Annotated in this window: 19 protein-coding genes, 1 tRNA gene, 1 rRNA gene and 1 riboswitch; of the genes, 13 read left to right on the forward strand and 8 right to left on the reverse strand. The window is 40.0% G+C overall.

Going from position 1 to position 16,478, the window contains the following annotated elements; genetic code table 11:
- A partial coding sequence (locus tag M313_RS0117240; RefSeq protein WP_010198170.1) for a transposase occupies positions 1-428 on the reverse strand: 428 nt, incomplete at its 3' end.
- A 560-nt stretch (positions 429-988) separates the two neighbouring features.
- Between M313_RS0117240 and M313_RS0117250 the strand changes: the two genes are divergently transcribed.
- Positions 989-2,050: a metallophosphoesterase gene (locus M313_RS0117250; RefSeq protein ID WP_050780691.1), complete on the forward strand. Its 1,062-nt coding sequence runs from the start codon at positions 989-991 to the stop codon at positions 2,048-2,050.
- Positions 2,051-2,057: 7 nt separating this feature from the next.
- On the forward strand, positions 2,058-3,503 hold the full coding sequence (locus tag M313_RS0117255; RefSeq protein ID WP_010198174.1) for a DEAD/DEAH box helicase: 1,446 nt from the start codon (positions 2,058-2,060) through the stop codon (positions 3,501-3,503).
- A 61-nt stretch (positions 3,504-3,564) separates the two neighbouring features.
- Here M313_RS0117255 and M313_RS0117260 read toward each other — a convergent pair whose 3' ends face one another.
- On the reverse strand, positions 3,565-4,959 hold the full coding sequence (locus M313_RS0117260) for a YjiH family protein (protein ID WP_010198176.1): 1,395 nt from the start codon (positions 4,957-4,959) through the stop codon (positions 3,565-3,567).
- A 211-nt stretch (positions 4,960-5,170) separates the two neighbouring features.
- On the opposite strand from M313_RS0117260, the gene M313_RS0117265 reads away from it, so the two are divergent.
- Positions 5,171-5,728 (forward strand): DUF6944 family repetitive protein, encoded by a 558-nt coding sequence (locus M313_RS0117265; RefSeq protein ID WP_010198178.1) that lies wholly within the window; start codon positions 5,171-5,173, stop codon positions 5,726-5,728.
- A gap of 62 nt (positions 5,729-5,790) precedes the next feature.
- Here M313_RS0117265 and M313_RS0117270 read toward each other — a convergent pair whose 3' ends face one another.
- On the reverse strand, positions 5,791-6,765 hold the full coding sequence (locus tag M313_RS0117270; RefSeq protein ID WP_010198185.1) for a S8 family peptidase: 975 nt from the start codon (positions 6,763-6,765) through the stop codon (positions 5,791-5,793).
- Positions 6,766-7,035: 270 nt separating this feature from the next.
- On the opposite strand from M313_RS0117270, the gene M313_RS0117275 reads away from it, so the two are divergent.
- The 7 genes from M313_RS0117275 to M313_RS0117305 all read left to right on the forward strand — a co-directional run bounded on the left by M313_RS0117275 (position 7,036) and on the right by M313_RS0117305 (position 11,836).
- Complete coding sequence (locus M313_RS0117275) at positions 7,036-7,383, forward strand: lmo0954 family membrane protein (RefSeq protein ID WP_010198191.1); 348 nt, start codon at positions 7,036-7,038, stop codon at positions 7,381-7,383.
- Positions 7,384-7,409: 26 nt separating this feature from the next.
- On the forward strand, positions 7,410-8,063 hold the full coding sequence (locus M313_RS0117280; RefSeq protein ID WP_010198194.1) for a PspA/IM30 family protein: 654 nt from the start codon (positions 7,410-7,412) through the stop codon (positions 8,061-8,063).
- 87 nt (positions 8,064-8,150) lie between these two features.
- Positions 8,151-8,876 carry a cell wall-active antibiotics response protein LiaF gene (gene liaF / locus M313_RS0117285; protein ID WP_010198199.1) on the forward strand — a complete coding sequence of 242 codons (726 nt, stop codon included), beginning with the start codon at positions 8,151-8,153 and terminating at the stop codon, positions 8,874-8,876.
- A complete protein-coding gene (locus M313_RS0117290) occupies positions 8,873-9,916 on the forward strand; it encodes a sensor histidine kinase (RefSeq protein ID WP_010198201.1) in 1,044 nt (347 codons plus the stop codon). The genes liaF and M313_RS0117290 overlap by 4 nt, the downstream gene beginning before the upstream one ends.
- Before the next feature lie 6 nt (positions 9,917-9,922).
- A complete protein-coding gene (locus M313_RS0117295; RefSeq protein WP_010198209.1) occupies positions 9,923-10,555 on the forward strand; it encodes a response regulator transcription factor in 633 nt (210 codons plus the stop codon).
- Between the two features lie 61 nt (positions 10,556-10,616).
- Positions 10,617-10,856 (forward strand): glutaredoxin family protein, encoded by a 240-nt coding sequence (locus M313_RS0117300; protein ID WP_010198210.1) that lies wholly within the window; start codon positions 10,617-10,619, stop codon positions 10,854-10,856.
- A gap of 29 nt (positions 10,857-10,885) precedes the next feature.
- A complete protein-coding gene (locus M313_RS0117305) occupies positions 10,886-11,836 on the forward strand; it encodes a TRM11 family SAM-dependent methyltransferase (protein ID WP_010198212.1) in 951 nt (316 codons plus the stop codon).
- A 42-nt stretch (positions 11,837-11,878) separates the two neighbouring features.
- Here M313_RS0117305 and M313_RS0117310 read toward each other — a convergent pair whose 3' ends face one another.
- The gene (locus M313_RS0117310; protein WP_010198215.1) at positions 11,879-12,574 is read right to left on the reverse strand and encodes an N-acetylmuramoyl-L-alanine amidase; all 696 of its coding nucleotides are present in this window, start codon (positions 12,572-12,574) and stop codon (positions 11,879-11,881) included.
- A gap of 130 nt (positions 12,575-12,704) precedes the next feature.
- Between M313_RS0117310 and M313_RS23950 the strand changes: the two genes are divergently transcribed.
- Positions 12,705-12,878 (forward strand): ChaB family protein, encoded by a 174-nt coding sequence (locus M313_RS23950; protein WP_010198216.1) that lies wholly within the window; start codon positions 12,705-12,707, stop codon positions 12,876-12,878.
- Positions 12,879-13,049: 171 nt separating this feature from the next.
- Here the strand turns inward: M313_RS23950 and M313_RS0117320 are convergent.
- Positions 13,050-13,122 (reverse strand) — tRNA-Ala (locus M313_RS0117320).
- A gap of 61 nt (positions 13,123-13,183) precedes the next feature.
- Positions 13,184-13,885 carry an MgtC/SapB family protein gene (locus tag M313_RS0117325; RefSeq protein ID WP_010198217.1) on the reverse strand — a complete coding sequence of 234 codons (702 nt, stop codon included), beginning with the start codon at positions 13,883-13,885 and terminating at the stop codon, positions 13,184-13,186.
- A gap of 124 nt (positions 13,886-14,009) precedes the next feature.
- Between M313_RS0117325 and M313_RS0117330 the strand changes: the two genes are divergently transcribed.
- Positions 14,010-14,906 carry a DMT family transporter gene (locus M313_RS0117330; RefSeq protein ID WP_010198218.1) on the forward strand — a complete coding sequence of 299 codons (897 nt, stop codon included), beginning with the start codon at positions 14,010-14,012 and terminating at the stop codon, positions 14,904-14,906.
- 26 nt (positions 14,907-14,932) lie between these two features.
- Here M313_RS0117330 and M313_RS0117335 read toward each other — a convergent pair whose 3' ends face one another.
- Positions 14,933-15,115 carry a hypothetical protein gene (locus M313_RS0117335; RefSeq protein ID WP_010198219.1) on the reverse strand — a complete coding sequence of 61 codons (183 nt, stop codon included), beginning with the start codon at positions 15,113-15,115 and terminating at the stop codon, positions 14,933-14,935.
- 101 nt (positions 15,116-15,216) lie between these two features.
- Positions 15,217-15,804: an energy-coupled thiamine transporter ThiT gene (gene thiT, locus M313_RS0117340; protein ID WP_010198221.1), complete on the reverse strand. Its 588-nt coding sequence runs from the start codon at positions 15,802-15,804 to the stop codon at positions 15,217-15,219.
- A gap of 63 nt (positions 15,805-15,867) precedes the next feature.
- Positions 15,868-15,969, reverse strand: a riboswitch (TPP riboswitch).
- Between the two features lie 407 nt (positions 15,970-16,376).
- Between thiT and M313_RS0117345 the strand changes: the two genes are divergently transcribed.
- Positions 16,377-16,478, forward strand: a 16S ribosomal RNA gene (locus tag M313_RS0117345); the annotation flags it as partial.

Raw genomic sequence — 16,478 nt, forward strand, 5'->3', positions numbered from 1 at the left:
ATTATGGTATTGGTTTTTATGATTCCTTTTTCTAATGCAATCTCAACTGTCTTCTCTATAAGCATATCTAATAATCCCACGTCTTTAAGACGGAGCTTTCGAAATTTCGTTAATGAACTTGAATCAATGACACGATCTTCTGGAGCCATCTCGAGAAAATACTTAAATGACATATCGTATTGGGATCGATCAACAACATCAACATCTGACAAATCATAAATAGATTTTAACAACAAGTATTTGAACATACGAATAGGCGGGATAGCGTTACGACCATTATCCAAACAGTATTTTGTTTTTAGTTCATCAAGAATAAAAGAGAAATCTACTAGTTCATTTATTTGACGAAGCATATTATTTTTGGGGACTACGATATCATATATCGCTGAGAATGGGCTAAGGTTAAAGGACTCTTGATTAGAAATCATTTGGATACCACCTAAAACTTTTTATAAAATATTATAAAACAAAAAAGCAGAAGAAAGTTGTAATTTAAACATTCTTCTGCTTAATTAAGTACGAATTGTACATTCAATTTTCAGCTTTTGAATGGAGCAAATGGCGTAGACTCCAGCGGGGGAAGAAGCGACATTGTTGAGACCCCGCAACGAAGTGAGGAGGCTCAAGGTCGCCCCGCGGAAAGCGAAGCCATTTGCGGAAATCAAAAGCGGTGTCTTAAAAATATCTAAAATCAAAGACTTTTTCAGTGGCCTCCAACGAAGTGAGGAGGCTCAAGCACCGTCCCGCGGAAAGCGCAGTCATTTGCGGAAAGGAACAGCGGTGTTTAACCATCAACTAAAAGTAATGGAGTTAAAGAGAAGAGGCGACTTTTCTTAGTGGGGTTCTATGATGTTCTGATTTCCCATTCGCAAGCTTTATTCGCTATAATGAGTAGACTATATTTATATGTATCAAAGGAGTAGTTGCTTGCGTGAACGTTGGTCGGGTTTTATCGATCGTTGCATTTTTCTCTATATATAATATCTTGATGTTTTACCTTGGATGGAACGGCTTAGTTTGGTTAAAAGCGATGTTTTCGTTCCAACAAGTACCTTTATATTGGATAGTCATCACCATTTTATCGTATGCCTATATCCTGGGCAGAATGGTTAAACCGCTCTCCTGGTTATCTATTATTGGATCGATATGGTTTGGGTTTATTCAATACGGGCTGCTTTTGTTTCCTCTCGCAAATCTTGCTATCTTGGTACTCAGCTTATTAGATATTCAAGAACAGACTTCCATTGTTGTGGTCGGGACCGTTACCGCAATTATTCTGGCAGGTATTTTCATCACTGGTCTTTACAATGCGTATAGCCCTACAATCAGAAAATATGAAGTGACCATACCAAAAAAAGCCGAAATGAAAACACTTCGCGTAGCCGTAGCTTCTGATATGCATTTCGGCAAGTTATCGGGCATCGCCCATGCTAAAAGGCTTGTAAAAATGATGAATCGAATCAAACCAGATATCATCTTGCTGCCAGGCGATATTATCGATGATGAGCCTGAGCATTTTCAAAAGAAGAATATGGGTGCTATCATGAGACAACTTCATGCTCCACTCGGTATTTATGGCGTTCTTGGAAATCATGAATACTACGGAAGAGAGATTCCGGCATTTCTTAAAGAAATGGAAAAGGTGGATATCCGCATATTGATGGATGAAGTGATTCAGATAGGAAACAGCTTTTATTTGTTAGGCAGAAAAGATAAAACAGATTCCAGAAGAAAATCGTTTAATCAATTGGTAAATGAATTAGATGAATCTCTGCCTCTTATAGCTATGGATCACCAGCCAGCAGAGTTGAAAGAAGCGCAGGAAAGTGGGATAGATCTCATCGTATCGGGTCATACCCACAGAGGACAGATGGCGCCAAACCACCTGATTACCAGAAGGCTCTTTGAATTGGATTGGGGTTATTTAAAAAAAGGCCAGTTGCATGCATTTGTTTCCTCTGGATTCGGTTTTTGGGGTCCGCCACTTAGGATTGGCAGCAGGTCAGAGGTATTAGAGATTGTTGTAGAATTTGAAGAAAAAGAAGGGTAATCAAATAATGAATAGAACATTTCAGCAATTCAATTTAGGGGAAGACATAGTCAAGGCTTTGAAAAGCCTGAATTATCTAAAGCCCACCAATGTGCAAGAAGAAGTGATTCCCAAGGCTTTAGCAAAGAGTGACATCATTGTAAAATCACAAACGGGAAGCGGAAAAACAGCAGCTTTTGCGGTTCCATTATGCGACCTCGTCCATTGGGAAGAGAATAAGCCACAGGCATTGGTACTGACACCGACTAGGGAGCTTGCCGCGCAGGTGAAAGACGATATAACGAATATCGGCCGCTACAAACGTGTCAAGGCGACCGCTATTTACGGGAAACAATCCTTTCAAAGGCAAAAGCTTGAACTGAAACAAAAGTCACATATAGTGGTAGGTACACCTGGTAGGGTGTTGGACCATCTTGAGAAAGGCACACTCGATGTAAGCAGACTGGAGTATCTTGTCATTGATGAAGCCGACGAAATGTTGAACATGGGTTTTATTGATCAAGTGGAATCGATTATCCAGATGCTTCCCAAGAGTAGAGTAACTATGTTGTTTTCTGCCACCTTGCCGGAAGACATTAAACAACTATCCAATCAATACATGACAAACCCTGTATTTATTGAAATAGAAAGCGGTGGTTTGACAACAGATCGAATAGAGCATATCTGGTATGAGGTGGGGGAAGGGGAGAAGAAATTTCTTTTGCTGAAAGATATTACAGTAGTCGAAAACCCCGATAGCTGTATTGTCTTTTGTGCTACCCAAGAAGAAGTGGATAAGGTTCACCGTAATCTTCATCGTGCGGGATACCCTTGTGGAAAATTGCATGGCGGCCTGGTACAGGAAGACAGGTTTTCTGTAATGAATGCTTTCAAACGAGGTGAATTCCGTTACCTGATCGCAACGGATGTGGCATCAAGAGGAATTGACATTGAAGATATAAGCCTGGTTATCAATTACGATATTCCTTCTGACAAAGAACGATTTGTACACCGTATCGGCCGAACAGCTAGAGCTGGGAAATCTGGAAAGGCCATTACACTTATTTCAACTAGTGAACATCATCACTTAGAAGAAATTGAGGATTTTATTGGCATTAAAATTTCAAGAGCTGAAGCGCCAAAACGGGAAGCTGTAGCAAGAGCTGAAACTTCTTTTTTAGTAAAATTGGAAAATAGACCAATAAAGAAAGAAAACAAAGGTGCCAAATTAGAGCAGAATATTATGAAACTTTATTTTAACGGCGGTAAGAAAAAGAAAATCAGAGCGGTGGACTTCGTTGGCACCATTTGCCAGATTAATGGCGTTACTTCAGAAGATATCGGAATTATAACCATCCAGGAAAATCACACATATGTGGATATCTTGAATGGAAAGGGATCTCTAGTTCTGAAAGAAATGAAAAACCGGACCGTCAAAGGGAAGCAATTGAAAGTGCACGAGGCGCGGAACTAAATGAATACACAAAAAAGCTCGCCAATCCAACCTTGGAAATGGCGAGCTTTTATTTTTATTATTAGAAGAAGAACAAATGAGCCATGAGTGCTGCAACTGGTAATGTAATGATTGTTCGTTGCAGGAAGATGATGAACAGCTCCCATATAGACAAAGGAATTTTGGATTTTATCAAAAGAATCCCAATCTCCGACATGTAAATCAATTGAGTTAATGACATTACTGCAATAACAAATCTCGTAAGCTCAGACTCTATTCCACTACCAATGACTGCTGGAAGAAACATATCCGCAAACCCTACAATCATGGCTGGTGCAGCAGCTTGTGCTTCTGGAATTTGCAAGAGCTGAAGAAAGGGTATGAATGGATAGGATAGTACATTGAACACTTCGGTGTATTCAGCTACAACGAGTGCAACCGTTCCGAGCGCCATTACAAGTGGAATAAGTGCCATCCAGATATCTACTACATTATATATCCCTTTTTTCACAACCTGTTTTGCACTTTTCACTTGTCCCGCTTTTTCTACAGCTTGCTGTAACCCCCATTGAAAACTTGATATTCCGCTTGGAACCTTCTCATCAATTTTCTGACCAACTGGTTCGTAATAAGTATCTTTTTTGCGGGAAAGAGGCGGTATTCTTGGACAGATGACTGCTGCAATGATCCCCGTAACAACCACTGTAAAATAAAAAGGTACAAACATATGATCAATTCCAATAAATTTGGCGATGACAAGACTGAAGGCAATGGATGCAATGGAGAAGTTTGTGGCAACAACAGCCGCTTCCCTTTTCGTATAATAACCAGATTCGTATTGCTGGGTGGTTAACAACACCCCGACTGTCCCACTCCCCATCCATGAGGCCATAGCATCAATGGAGGAACGTCCCGGCAGCTTGAAGAGAGGATGCATCACTTTTCTTACTAACGTTCCAATGAAGTCCATTAAACCGAATTCTAACAAAAGCGGCATGAAGAGACTTGCAAATAGAAACCAGACAGTAAGAACAGGAATAAGATCATATAGGACTATTACGCCGGTGAATTCGGATGTGATCATTTCAGGGCCGAATTCCGTTAACGTCATAACTGCAAATGCGGCACCTAATACACGCAATGCAAGCCATATACCTCCTACATTTAATAAGGTGTCTAAAAAACTATCTTTCTTTATGAATGTTAATGGGAAAACCTTCACTATCAAACTGCTGACAGCGGAAGCTACTAATACGATGGTCATGAAGGTAGGTATTGCCCCGCCAAAGTTAGTCAATACCCAGTCCGCCATGATGCCAAGTCCGATGGTCACATTTCCATCGAAAGAAATCGGTATCAGGAAAAGAAGAATCCCAATTAAAGAGGGAACGGCAAATTTCAAGATTTGGGAGATAGAATAGGTTTGGGCCTCTGTTTGTTTGGAGTAAGTTGTTGGTTTGGCCGATTGTGTACTCATACGTTTTTGTCTCCTTTAGAAAAGTTAGGATGATAGTTATAATATTAATAAAAATAACACTACATGTATATTTATACAACCCTAAAAACAAGTTTTTCTTTGCATTTTTACTTTATTCCGGACTTTATGTGTAGCATTGTCATATGCTAGAACATGAGGATTACGACATGGTGCGGTGATAAGGTGATTGATTAGTTAGGCGGAATGTCTTATGGAAGAAAACCCAAAACAATTGATTGGTGCTTGGACACAGGCGATAGGTACGGTGGTGGCAGCAATTGGCAGCACCCCTTCTGTTCCAATCGATACAAATAGTAAAAGAGGGCTAGGTTTGATTGGAAATGTACTTCAAGCTACAGGGAACGGGCTTGAAGCGGATTCCCAAAGAGCACTGAATTACGGAAAGCTAGGAAATATCATACAAGCAACAGGGAATGTAACGGTAAGTATAGGCTTGGCAATCGATTTTCCCGGGGATACCGAGGAAAGGTTAGTGATAAGTGGCGATCTCATCCAAGCTTTGGGAGCTATAACAGCACTTGGGAGTGCAGACAAATCATATATAGTTATTGGGAACAGTCTCCAAGCGGTGGGAAACTCTTTACAGGCTATTGGAGGAGTGAGGGAGCTCAAAGAGGAAGAAAGAAAAGCGATAGGTCTTTCCCAGGTTAGCAATGAAGTTCTCATTGCGTCGGGGAGTTGGACTCAAGCGTTAGGTACCATCCTCTTGGCGGTAGGTTTAACATTAGAAGGGAAAAAGAAAAAGTAATTCCCCTATCCTGTTGTGTATCATTTGGGATCGGGGAATATTTATGTTGTTATGCTTTTATGTTACACACCAATGGTTTCGGCAATATTGGTTTGTCGCAAATAATCGGCCAAAAGCTGCGGAGTTGTCAAATAGAGGAGTCCATTGCCTTCCAAGCTTTTTGGGTAGCCGAGGGGTATGGTTCTTTTTATCAGTTGGGCATATAGCTCAGGTTCAGAAAGTACTCGGCCAAATTCCTTTTCTGTAAGCTTCTTTATTAAGGCGAGCGCTCCAGCAACATGTGGGGCTGACATGGATGTACCACTGAAAACGGCATATCTTCCTCCTGGTATAGTGGAAATGATTTTTTCACCAGGCGCGACAAGATCGATTTCGTTATTCGAGTTAGTAAAGTAAGAGGATTTACGTTGAAGATTGATAGAACCGACAGAGATGACTTCTGTGTAAGCTGCAGGGTAGGAAAACTCTTCCGTATATTGATTTCCGTCTCCTTCATTACCGGCAGCGCATACGACAAGAATGTTAGAAGAAATGGCTGCTTTGATTGCATCGTGAAGTTCCGTTACATCGATAGGTCCGCCGAGCGACATAGAGATAATGTCTACATTCTGGGAAGCTGCATAGTTGATTGCATTGATAATCCATTCATATTCACCTGACCCATTTTTGCCGCCAAGCGCCTTAAGAATGAGTAGCTTTGCCTCCGGGGCTACCCCGACAACACCTGAACCTGGATTGATCGCCGCAATCGTTCCTGCAACATGGGTTCCATGGCCGTTGTAATCAGTAAAGTTTTCAGGATCTCCATTATCGTCGTCCGTGAAATTTCTTCCCCCGATTATTCTGCCTTCGAGATCTGGGTGTTGAGCATCGCAGCCAGTGTCGATGACGGCTACCACCATACCTTCCCCTTTATATCCAGCCTGCCAAATAGACGGTGCTTGGATTAGTTCGATGCCTTCGGGGATTTGATGAGTTTCAAAAAGTTGATTTTCCAATTTGTAAGGAATTAAATGGACCAATTTTTCTTTTTGCATACAAAAACGCCTCCTAATCATTATTTTCAAACAGTGTGAAAAAGAAAGAAGGTGTTGCGTGTTAAAGTATTGCTTTCAGAAGATTCTATCAATAATCCTCGGAAAATTCAAGTGGCTAATAGACTACGAGAATCAACTATGGATGTGAATACTGTGCTAATCGGTCCTATAGCCACTAAGCCCCAAGCCCTACATCAAAATATGGCTCAGGCTCATTATAGGAAATCTTTTGCGAAGGTAAGATAAAGACATAGAAGGGAGGAACAACAAATGAAAAAATTCGGATTGTTTTTAGTAGGTGTCATCGCATTCTTTGTTTTACTTGCAAACATTGGTCCGCTTTTAGGATTGGCCGTTAGTTTGGTAGTTACTTATTATGCGGTTAAAGAATTCATAAAAACAGATTCTACTGGCACAAAAATTCTTTGGGGCTTTATCGCTTTTATTGCCATCGCGTTTTCAATCGCTAATGTACCGGCAGTATTAGCAGTTGTAGCAGCGTACATTTTATATGTTGTATACAAGAACTGGAACAAAGAGCAAGCAAACAACGACATTATTGAAGCTGGGGACCCGTTCACTAACTTCGAAAAACAGTGGAACTCATTGAACAAATAAAACAATATAAGGAGAGGAATGTTACCATGGCCAACTTATTTTCAAGAATAAAACAGACGATTTCAGCAGATTTTCATGAGGTGCTGGATAAAAAAGAACAGAAAAATCCAATCGCGATGTTGAATCAGTATTTACGCGATTGTGAAAAAGAAGTAGAAAAAGTGCGCAAGCTAGTAGAGCGCCAGAACTTACTTAAAGAAGAGTTTGTAAAAGAATACCACGAGGCAAGCAGTATAGCGGAAAAACGCTCTTCCCAAGCAGTGATTGCGGAAAAAGCTGGTGAGGCGGAACTGGAGGCGTTTGCTAAACGCGAGCACCAACAATATGAGGAGCGCGCCAATAAATTGAAGCTTTCCTTAGAAAAAGTTTCAGAGGACCTCACAAGCCTTGAGCAAAAATATGAAGAAATGAAGCACCGACTGAAGGATATGTATATCAAGCGGATGGAATTAATGGGGAGGGAAAATGTTGCCCGTGCCACACATCGGATGAATCAGGTGGTGGATGCGAACAAAGCGGAACACTCCTACACGAAATTTAATGAAATGGAAACCTACTTGGATCGATTAGAACATCAAGTGAATTCCGCCTATCACCACAATACTATTGATGCGCGCATTGCCCAGCTTGAAAAAGAAATTACTCAACCAGAAGAGAAAACTCATTCTCTTTCACAATGAAAACTGCTATTCTAAAAAGGCGTGCATGTTGCGCCTTTTTAGGGTGTATAAGACTATGGATCCTAGAAAAAAGGAGGGATAAGGCGCATGTTGAACAAAATGAAATCTGATTATCTTAGTTTCATTATAGTAGTGGCTAGCTTGATTTTTCTGTTAGAAATTCTCTTTTTCAATACGGGCCTTATTTTTTCCTTTTTATTTTCCGGTTTTCTAATATATGTAGGCAGGAAGAAATGGCATTGGTTAATTGGAAAGGCATTATTTGTTATTGGGGCGTTATCCATCACTTTTACCATATTCAATATGATGACATTCAACTTCCTGCTGCTAGCAACAGTATTGTATTTCTTGTACAAATTCCTGCAAGCCAAAAAACAGCCTGTAGAAATTCAGCCGGACATACTCCCTGAACGGGAAGAACAGATTGTGAGAAACGAGCAAAAATGGTTTACGAACAAGCTGTTTGGCAGACAAAAGACACCTGAACACTCTTATACATGGGATGATGTGAATATTCAATGTGGAATTAGTGATACGGAGATAGATTTGAGCTATACGGTACTACCTAAAGGTGAAGCCATCATTTTTATTCGCAATGTTATAGGAAACATACAGATATTGGTTCCCTACGAATTGGAACTTAGTATCGTTCACTCTGGAATGGTGGGTTCTATCCATATTCTTGATAAAGAAGAGAAAAGCATCCTCAACCAGACCGTTCATTACCAAACAGGAAATTATAAAGAAGCCACACAGAAAGTGAAAATCGTTACCTCGATCTTCGTCGGCAGCATAGAGGTGAAGAGAGTATGAGTATTTTGCAAAGGCAAGTCTTGTTGGCGACTTGTATATCGTTCATAAGTTTCCTGGTGATTGGCGTGATAACTTATTTCTTTTTTCCGGTAATCAGTCTAGAAGCTCTCTGGATACTAAAAGTGATGGATCTTCCATTCATCTTGTTTATAATTATTGTCAGTCTTGGGTTAGGTATCCTCTTTGGCTTGTTTTCGGGGCTGTATTGGAAGAAGCAACTAAACACCGTATATGAAGAACTGAAAGCGGTGGAACAAGGAAGAAGTTTGTGGGAAGTACCAGGAAGCAGTGTTCAGGAGTTAGCTTCAATGGAAGAGGTAATAGGGAAACTGCACAATCAAATACAAGAACAAACAAAAATCTCCCAAAAGATTGCAAACGAAAAGGCAGAAGATCTGGAGAATAGAATACAAGAAATTGTTTCACAGGAACGAAACAGACTTGCAAGAGAATTGCACGATTCTGTCAGCCAGCAACTCTTCGCAGCCTCCATGCTAATGTCTGCATTAACGGAAACGAGGGGAGAGACTGGCACTGATAATAATGAAACTAAGCAATTGAGATTAGTGGAGGAGATGATACACCAATCTCAATTGGAGATGCGGGCATTACTCCTTCATCTACGACCAGTCGCATTAAAAGGAAAGACGCTTCAAGAAGGTGCAGAGGAATTATTAGTAGAGCTTATCCAAAAAGTTCCGATGAGCATCACGTGGAAGATTGAACGTTTTTCTATTGATAAAGGTGTGGAGGATCATTTATTTAGAATCCTGCAGGAGACACTATCCAACACATTGCGCCATTCCAAAGCCAATGCGGTGGAGGTATTACTTATTCAAAGAGAGAACTTCATCATACTTCGCGTAGTGGATGACGGAATCGGCTTTGATGTGGAGCAGGCAAGGGCAGGTTCTTATGGCTTGCAAAACATGCATGAACGTGCCGTTGAGCTAGGCGGTACTTTGAAAATAGTAAGTGTAGAAAATGAGGGAACAAGGCTGGAAGTGAAAGTACCCAAACTAGACGTAGAGGAGGCTTAAGTTAATATGATTAGAGTGTTGTTTGTAGATGATCATGAAATGGTAAGGATTGGCGTTACGGCATACCTGTCGGCCCAACCTGATATAGAGGTTGTTGCCGAAGCAGATGATGGGTCTGTTGCAATTGAACTGGCACTCGAACATAAGCCTGATATTATATTAATGGACTTAGTCATGAAGGAAATGGACGGAATCGAAGCGACCAGAAGAATTATGGAACAATGGCCGGAAGCGAAAATCATTATTGTTACGAGCTTTCTTGATGATGAAAAAGTCTATCCTGCACTTGAGGCGGGAGCTACAAGCTATATGCTGAAAACTTCCAAAGCAAGTGAAATTGCCAATGCAGTTCGTTCCACCTATAAAGGACAATCCATCTTGGAGCCGGAAGTGGCAGGGAAAATGATGCAAAAGATGCGCAGGAAGACTGAAATCCTTCCTCATGAGGAATTGACCAACAGGGAAATGGAGATCCTTCTTCTCATGACCCAAGGAAAAACAAATCAAGAAATAGCGGATGAGCTGTTCATCGCACTTAAGACAGTGAAGGTGCATGTAAGCAATATACTGGCAAAACTACAAGTGCAGGACCGAACACAGGCGGTCATCTATGCATTTAAGCACTCATTAGTGAACTAATGGGTGTTTTTTATGATACTATTTATAACAGAGACAAAATTCATCTTGGGAGGCTTCTTACATGAGCAAACAACTTATCGTCTACTCGGCACCAGGCTGCAGAGATTGTGAATTGGTAAAGGAATTTCTAAAAGAGCATCAAGTATCTTTTGAAGTCAGAGATCTTTTGGCAAATCGGGAATACCAAGAGGAAGTAGAGAAATTCGGATTTATGGGCATACCGGTTACGGCTGTAGGTGACCAGGCTGTAAAAGGATTTAACCCAGAGGAATTAAATAGGCTGATAGATCTTGTAAAATGAAGGTCGGGGCAAACAGAGGAGTAAAATGATTGGTAGAGCAAAAAAAACCGACGTTTATATATACGTATGCATATAGCAAGGAAGAGCGCTCCCTGTGCCATTTGGAGATGCGATCTTTTTTTGGAAAAGCAACAGATGATAACATTATTAAAAGCAACACAAAGTTTAATCCGGACAGAAGCCCTTTTATCCGCGAAAGAATTGAAGTGATCTATGAAGGAGCTGCACTCCAGGAGCTAGTAGATCAAGCCAAGGATATAAAGATGGGGGACCAAACATTCAAGGTTATATTCTCCAAAATAAATGACAGGAAAGCTCCTAATACGATTGAATATCAAGAACGTCGTGATATTGAACGTGCCATCGGATGGGTGATTGAAGGAGAGGCCGATGTCCATCAACCAGATCAAATTTTCGGCATGGCGGTTGTAGGTGAACGCTGGTATTTCGGTCATTATTTGAAAAGTGAAGCGGTATGGCTTCAGCATACGAAGAAGCCCAGGGAATATTCAACCGCTTTAAGTACCCGTGTCGCAAGGGCTGTGTCCAATATAGCCGTTCCAGATCCTGAAGGGATAAAGGCCATTGATCCATGCTGCGGGATAGGAACGGTACTTGTTGAAGCGTTATCGATGGGGATTGATATGGATGGAAGTGACATTAACCCGCTTGTGGTAGACGGTTCAAGGGAGAATATTGAACATTTCGGCCTTAAAGGTAATGTCACGCTTGGACCAATCTCGGACGTAACGGGTAACTATGATGTGGCAGTTATTGATATGCCGTATAATCTTTATACCCATGCCACTCCGGAAGACCAATTATCCATCTTGAAGCATGCACGCCGCTTCGCAAAGAAAGTCGTCGTCATTACCATCGAGACGATGGATGACATGGTGGAGGAAGCCGGGTTCACCATAATCGATCGCTGTGAGACCCAAAAGGGCTATTTTACAAGAGAAATATTAGTATGCGAATGAAAGAGGAAAAGAGACCATTAGCCTGGTCTCTTTTTTGTGAATTTAATATCCTATTCTAGACCAATCAAACAATTCACCAGGGTCGCTTTTCCGGACAGGAGCATACTCGTGGTGGCCAATGATATGTTCCCGGTCATTCTTGATCAATGGGTTACGTTTCAAAATATCATCTAATAAATCTTTCAATGAAGCATACTGAGCATCTGTGTACCCTATGTCGGAAGGAGAAATGGAATCATATATCTCAGCTGGCATAATTGAAAGCATCTCTTCACTAGTCCCCACAGCCAGCAATTCTATCCCGATCGAATAGTCGTTCAGACCACTCTCATAATCTTGGTAGTTTAATAAATGCCCAATACCTGCATGAAAGGCTGCACGTTCTTCCGGCACCAGGAGGTAGATCTCGCCATCCCTGTCTATCATATAATGAGCAGACACCTCATACTCTTCAAAAAGTGAATAGACTTCCGCGATATTATAAGGGTCCTGTGGAGCACGGAGCGCATTGTTTGTAAAATGTAGCATGACATGTGTGATAGGGGCACCTCGTACTCTTGAATTTTTCTTGGGGAGGAGCCATTCTCTCATATCTAAGCTTGATGGTTCGGGTGGAACAACCACCATAGCTTCTGTTATAGGGGGAATTTTATCAAGGTGCCTTTCTGTTTGAACAGTCGATTTTGAACACCCGATTAATAAAAATATAGAAATTATTAGATAGGTAAGTTTGAACATCTTTTCTCCTCTTTAAGCAAGCTTCTCTTACAATAATTCTTTTTAGTGCGTCGAAATCCTCCTTTTTCGTTTAATTGATTAAAGAAAGGGTATTCTAGAAAAAAATGAACTGATAAAGGAGGAGTTTAAGATGCCTTATGATTCTCTAAAGGAACTGCCGGATGGAGTAAAGGATAACCTTCCTAAACATGCCCAGGAAATCTACAAGGAAGCATTCAATTCAGCCTCAGATCAGTATGATAAAGAAGAAACGGCACATAAAGTGGCATGGAGTGCAGTCAAGGAAAAGTACAAAGAAAAATGAAAATGATAACTGGGAGAAGAAATAGATCTAATCCAGGTCTAATTTTAGTAGTAGGTGATAAACTACCTTGAGGCTTGAGGCAAATTAAAACCAGTAAGTATTAAACGATAGAAATAGAAAAAGGCTGTTAAAAAAGACCAATTCCGATCTTTTTAACAGCCTCTTTTAATATGGAGCGGATGGGATTCGAACCCACGACCCCCTTCGCTGCCAGCGAAGTATTCTCCCACTGAACTACCGCCCCGGTAAGAATGAATTCATTTTATCAAAAATTCTTTCTTTTGCAAACGTTTTTTTATAAAGTTTTAGTCCAAGTTTTCTACTTCCGCTTGAATAACACCTGTAAGTGATTTTAGCTCATAATAAACATCTGTTGTATATACGCTTTTCTTCGTGGTGATGATACAATTAAGAACGATATCATCTTTTTCCTCTTTAACCTTTACTCGTTTAATAGAAAGATTTTTGTGGTGAATTTCCTTCATTACCATGGTCAGGTCGATATCTTTCTCGATAAAGATTTTTACTTTTATTTCTTTTTCCTTCAATTTCTTTGGCCCTATCTTATCAAAAAGGGAAGGGATTATTTTCACACCAAGAATGATAAAAATGACACCAAAAGCTCCTTCAATAAAAAATCCTGCACCAATAGTAATTCCAAGTGCAGCGGATGCCAATACCAAGGCTGCTGTTGTCAGTCCTGAAATAGCCTCGTTACTTCTTCTTAGGATTACCCCTGCACCTAAAAATCCAATACCGCTAATAACATATGAAGGGATTCGTCCAGGATCCATGGGTCTAGAGTATTCCTTAGAATAAAGAAAGGCAGATTCATAGGAAACGATGGTTAGAAGACATGCCATTACTGAGACGATAACGCAAGTCTTCAACCCAAGAGGCTTTCCTTTTAATTCTCGTTCTAATCCTATAATTATTCCAGCTATTGAAGCAAAAACAAGTTTTACAATAAAATCGTATTCAGCGATATTTTCCAAGAACAATTCCATAAGGCCCCTCCTGTAAGTAGAAAAGATATGATATTCTATATAAAAATAGTTGTTAGGAAATTATAACAATATTCTGTAAAATTAAAAAGATTAATTAAAATAACTAAAGTTCGGGTGAAGGTAAATGAATAAGTGGTTTAATCCATACGTGGCTCTCGCGGTAGGAGTAATTACTGTATCCACATCCGCCATATTTGTTAAATTAGCGGATGCCCCTGCTGGAGTGGTCGCCTTCTACCGGTTACTTTTCTCCGTGATAATACTACTACCCATTTTTCTATATAAATATGTTGGGGAGCTTAAAGATATTTCGAAGCGGGATTGGCTCTTTTCTATGTTGGCAGGTATATTCTTAGCGTTTCATTTTATTTTATGGTTTGAATCCTTAAACTATACCAGTGTAGCAAGTTCGACTGTGCTCGTAACCCTCCAGCCTTTATTTGCTTTTATAGGGACGTATTTGTTTTTCCAAGAGAAGCTAAGTAAGAAAGCTATGGTAAGTGGATTGATGGCTATAGTCGGGAGTGTGATCATTAGTTGGGGCGATTTTCGAATTAGTGGAATGGCTTTATTTGGGGATATATTGGCCTTGGTGGCCTGTGCACTTGTGACAGCATATTTATTGTTCGGACAAGATGTCAGAAAAAGGTTATCTTTAATTACCTATACATTTATTGTTTATGGGTTTTGTTGCGTGACTTTGCTTTTTTATGTGCTAATTTCTGGGGACCCTCTTACAGGATACTCTTCAGCCGATTGGATTTGGTTCATCTTGCTTGCAATCATTCCGACATTACTGGGGCACTCTTTTTTCAATTGGGCTGTTAAATACATCAGCACCAATGTCATTTCAATGAGTATTCTATTTGAACCCATTGGTGCAGCAGTACTTGCTTATTTCATATTAAATGAGATGGTGACATGGACGCAATTTGCAGGAGGTCTGCTTGTGATGCTTAGTGTAGGATATTTCTTAAAAGATAACCGTAAGAAAAAATCAAATATAAAAGCCGACATATAGTCGGCTTCATCTATTATATGTATCATTCATTGGAGTCTGGTTGCCATCATAGCAAAAAACATACCTAGTGAAAGACTCAGAATGAATCCTCCTCCGCGTACTTTTCCTTCTTCATCACTTATACGCAACCCCTCAAAGTATGCAAACAGTAATAAGCCGATTGAAGTCAGTAATGCTACAATAAATGCTGCGTATTTTACAAGATCCATATCTTATCCTCCTGTTTCAATCTTATTACTAGATTATATGAGGGACTTTAATAGAACATTCTATTATTTTTTCGTATAAAAAGCTGACCATAGAGGCCAGCTTAAGCAATGGAATTATTAAAAGTGAATATACGAGGGACGGTTTTGATCAAGAGTACCGTCACAATTGTGGTTATTATAAAGCTCGGTAACATAAACGAGCCATTATAAAGCAATGAATATAGCCATACTTGTTGCCCTTCCGGCGCTAAATAGCCAAAGTAGATAACTCCGGCGGCGTAATGAGCCAAGAACCTTAGAAGGCAACCTATAAAAGATCCAATACTTACATACAATACTAGCTTCTTAAAATTATCTTTCTTAGCAGAAGCAGCTACTTGATTTGCTACTACACCAGCCAACCCTAATGCACAAAAAGCTACAATATAATCTAGAAATATTTGCACTGGATCTACTCCGAATAATTGGCCAGTAACAATCTGAAGTAACCCAAGAATAAAACCTGATAAAAGCCCTCCTTTTATACCCCACCGAAAAGCCATGATAAATACAGGTACCATCGCTATAGATATTGAGCCTCCTTGAGCCCAAATCTTTAGGGATAATACTCCAGCCAATAAATCAAGTAAGTAAGCTAGTGCTCCAAATATTGCAACTTCAACTAAAAATAATGTGTTATTCTTCTTCATGAAAATCCCCCTTAACATAAAAAAAGCGATAAAGGGGGCTCCTTTATCGCTTAAATGAAATAAGTAATAAATCCGCCACATCCCTACGATAGTACTAACTAACAGGTTCAAAGGGTCAGAACATCAAGTTCACTCTCAGCCTTTAAGGCTCCCCTCGTGGAAAAGAATTTAGTTGTCTTCCTACATCATACATAACCCGCAAGAAAACGACAAGTTTTTTCCTAAGCAAACTATAATAGTAGAAGTAAGTTGTATATTTTCCATTAACAGAACTTCAATCAAAAATATTTAGAAAAAGTATTGCAATATAGTTGTGGAGGTGGTATATTTAATTTCGTCGCTGCGAGGGCAGTGATGAGATGTGAAAATGCTACTTCAAAAAAAACAAAAAACAGCTTGACTTTAAAACGACAAGTTGTTATGATTAGGAAGTCGCTTTTGAGCGAATCTTGTAAGAAAATGATCTTTGAAAACTAAACAAAACAACAGCGTCATAACGTCGGTTCTACGGAACACGACAAATGATTTTAAGTAAGACAAGCTAGCAAATTTTGAGCAAAAGCTCAGACTCTTTATTGGAGAGTTTGATCCTGGCTCAGGACGAACGCTGGCGGCGTGCCTAATACATGCAAGTCGAGCGGACCTTTTAAAAGCTTGCTTTTGAAAGGTCAGCG

The sequence above is a fragment of the Bacillus sp. m3-13 genome, assembly GCF_000175075.1.
In the GTDB taxonomy this organism is placed as follows: domain Bacteria; phylum Bacillota; class Bacilli; order Bacillales; family Bacillaceae_I; genus Sutcliffiella_A; species Sutcliffiella_A horikoshii_C.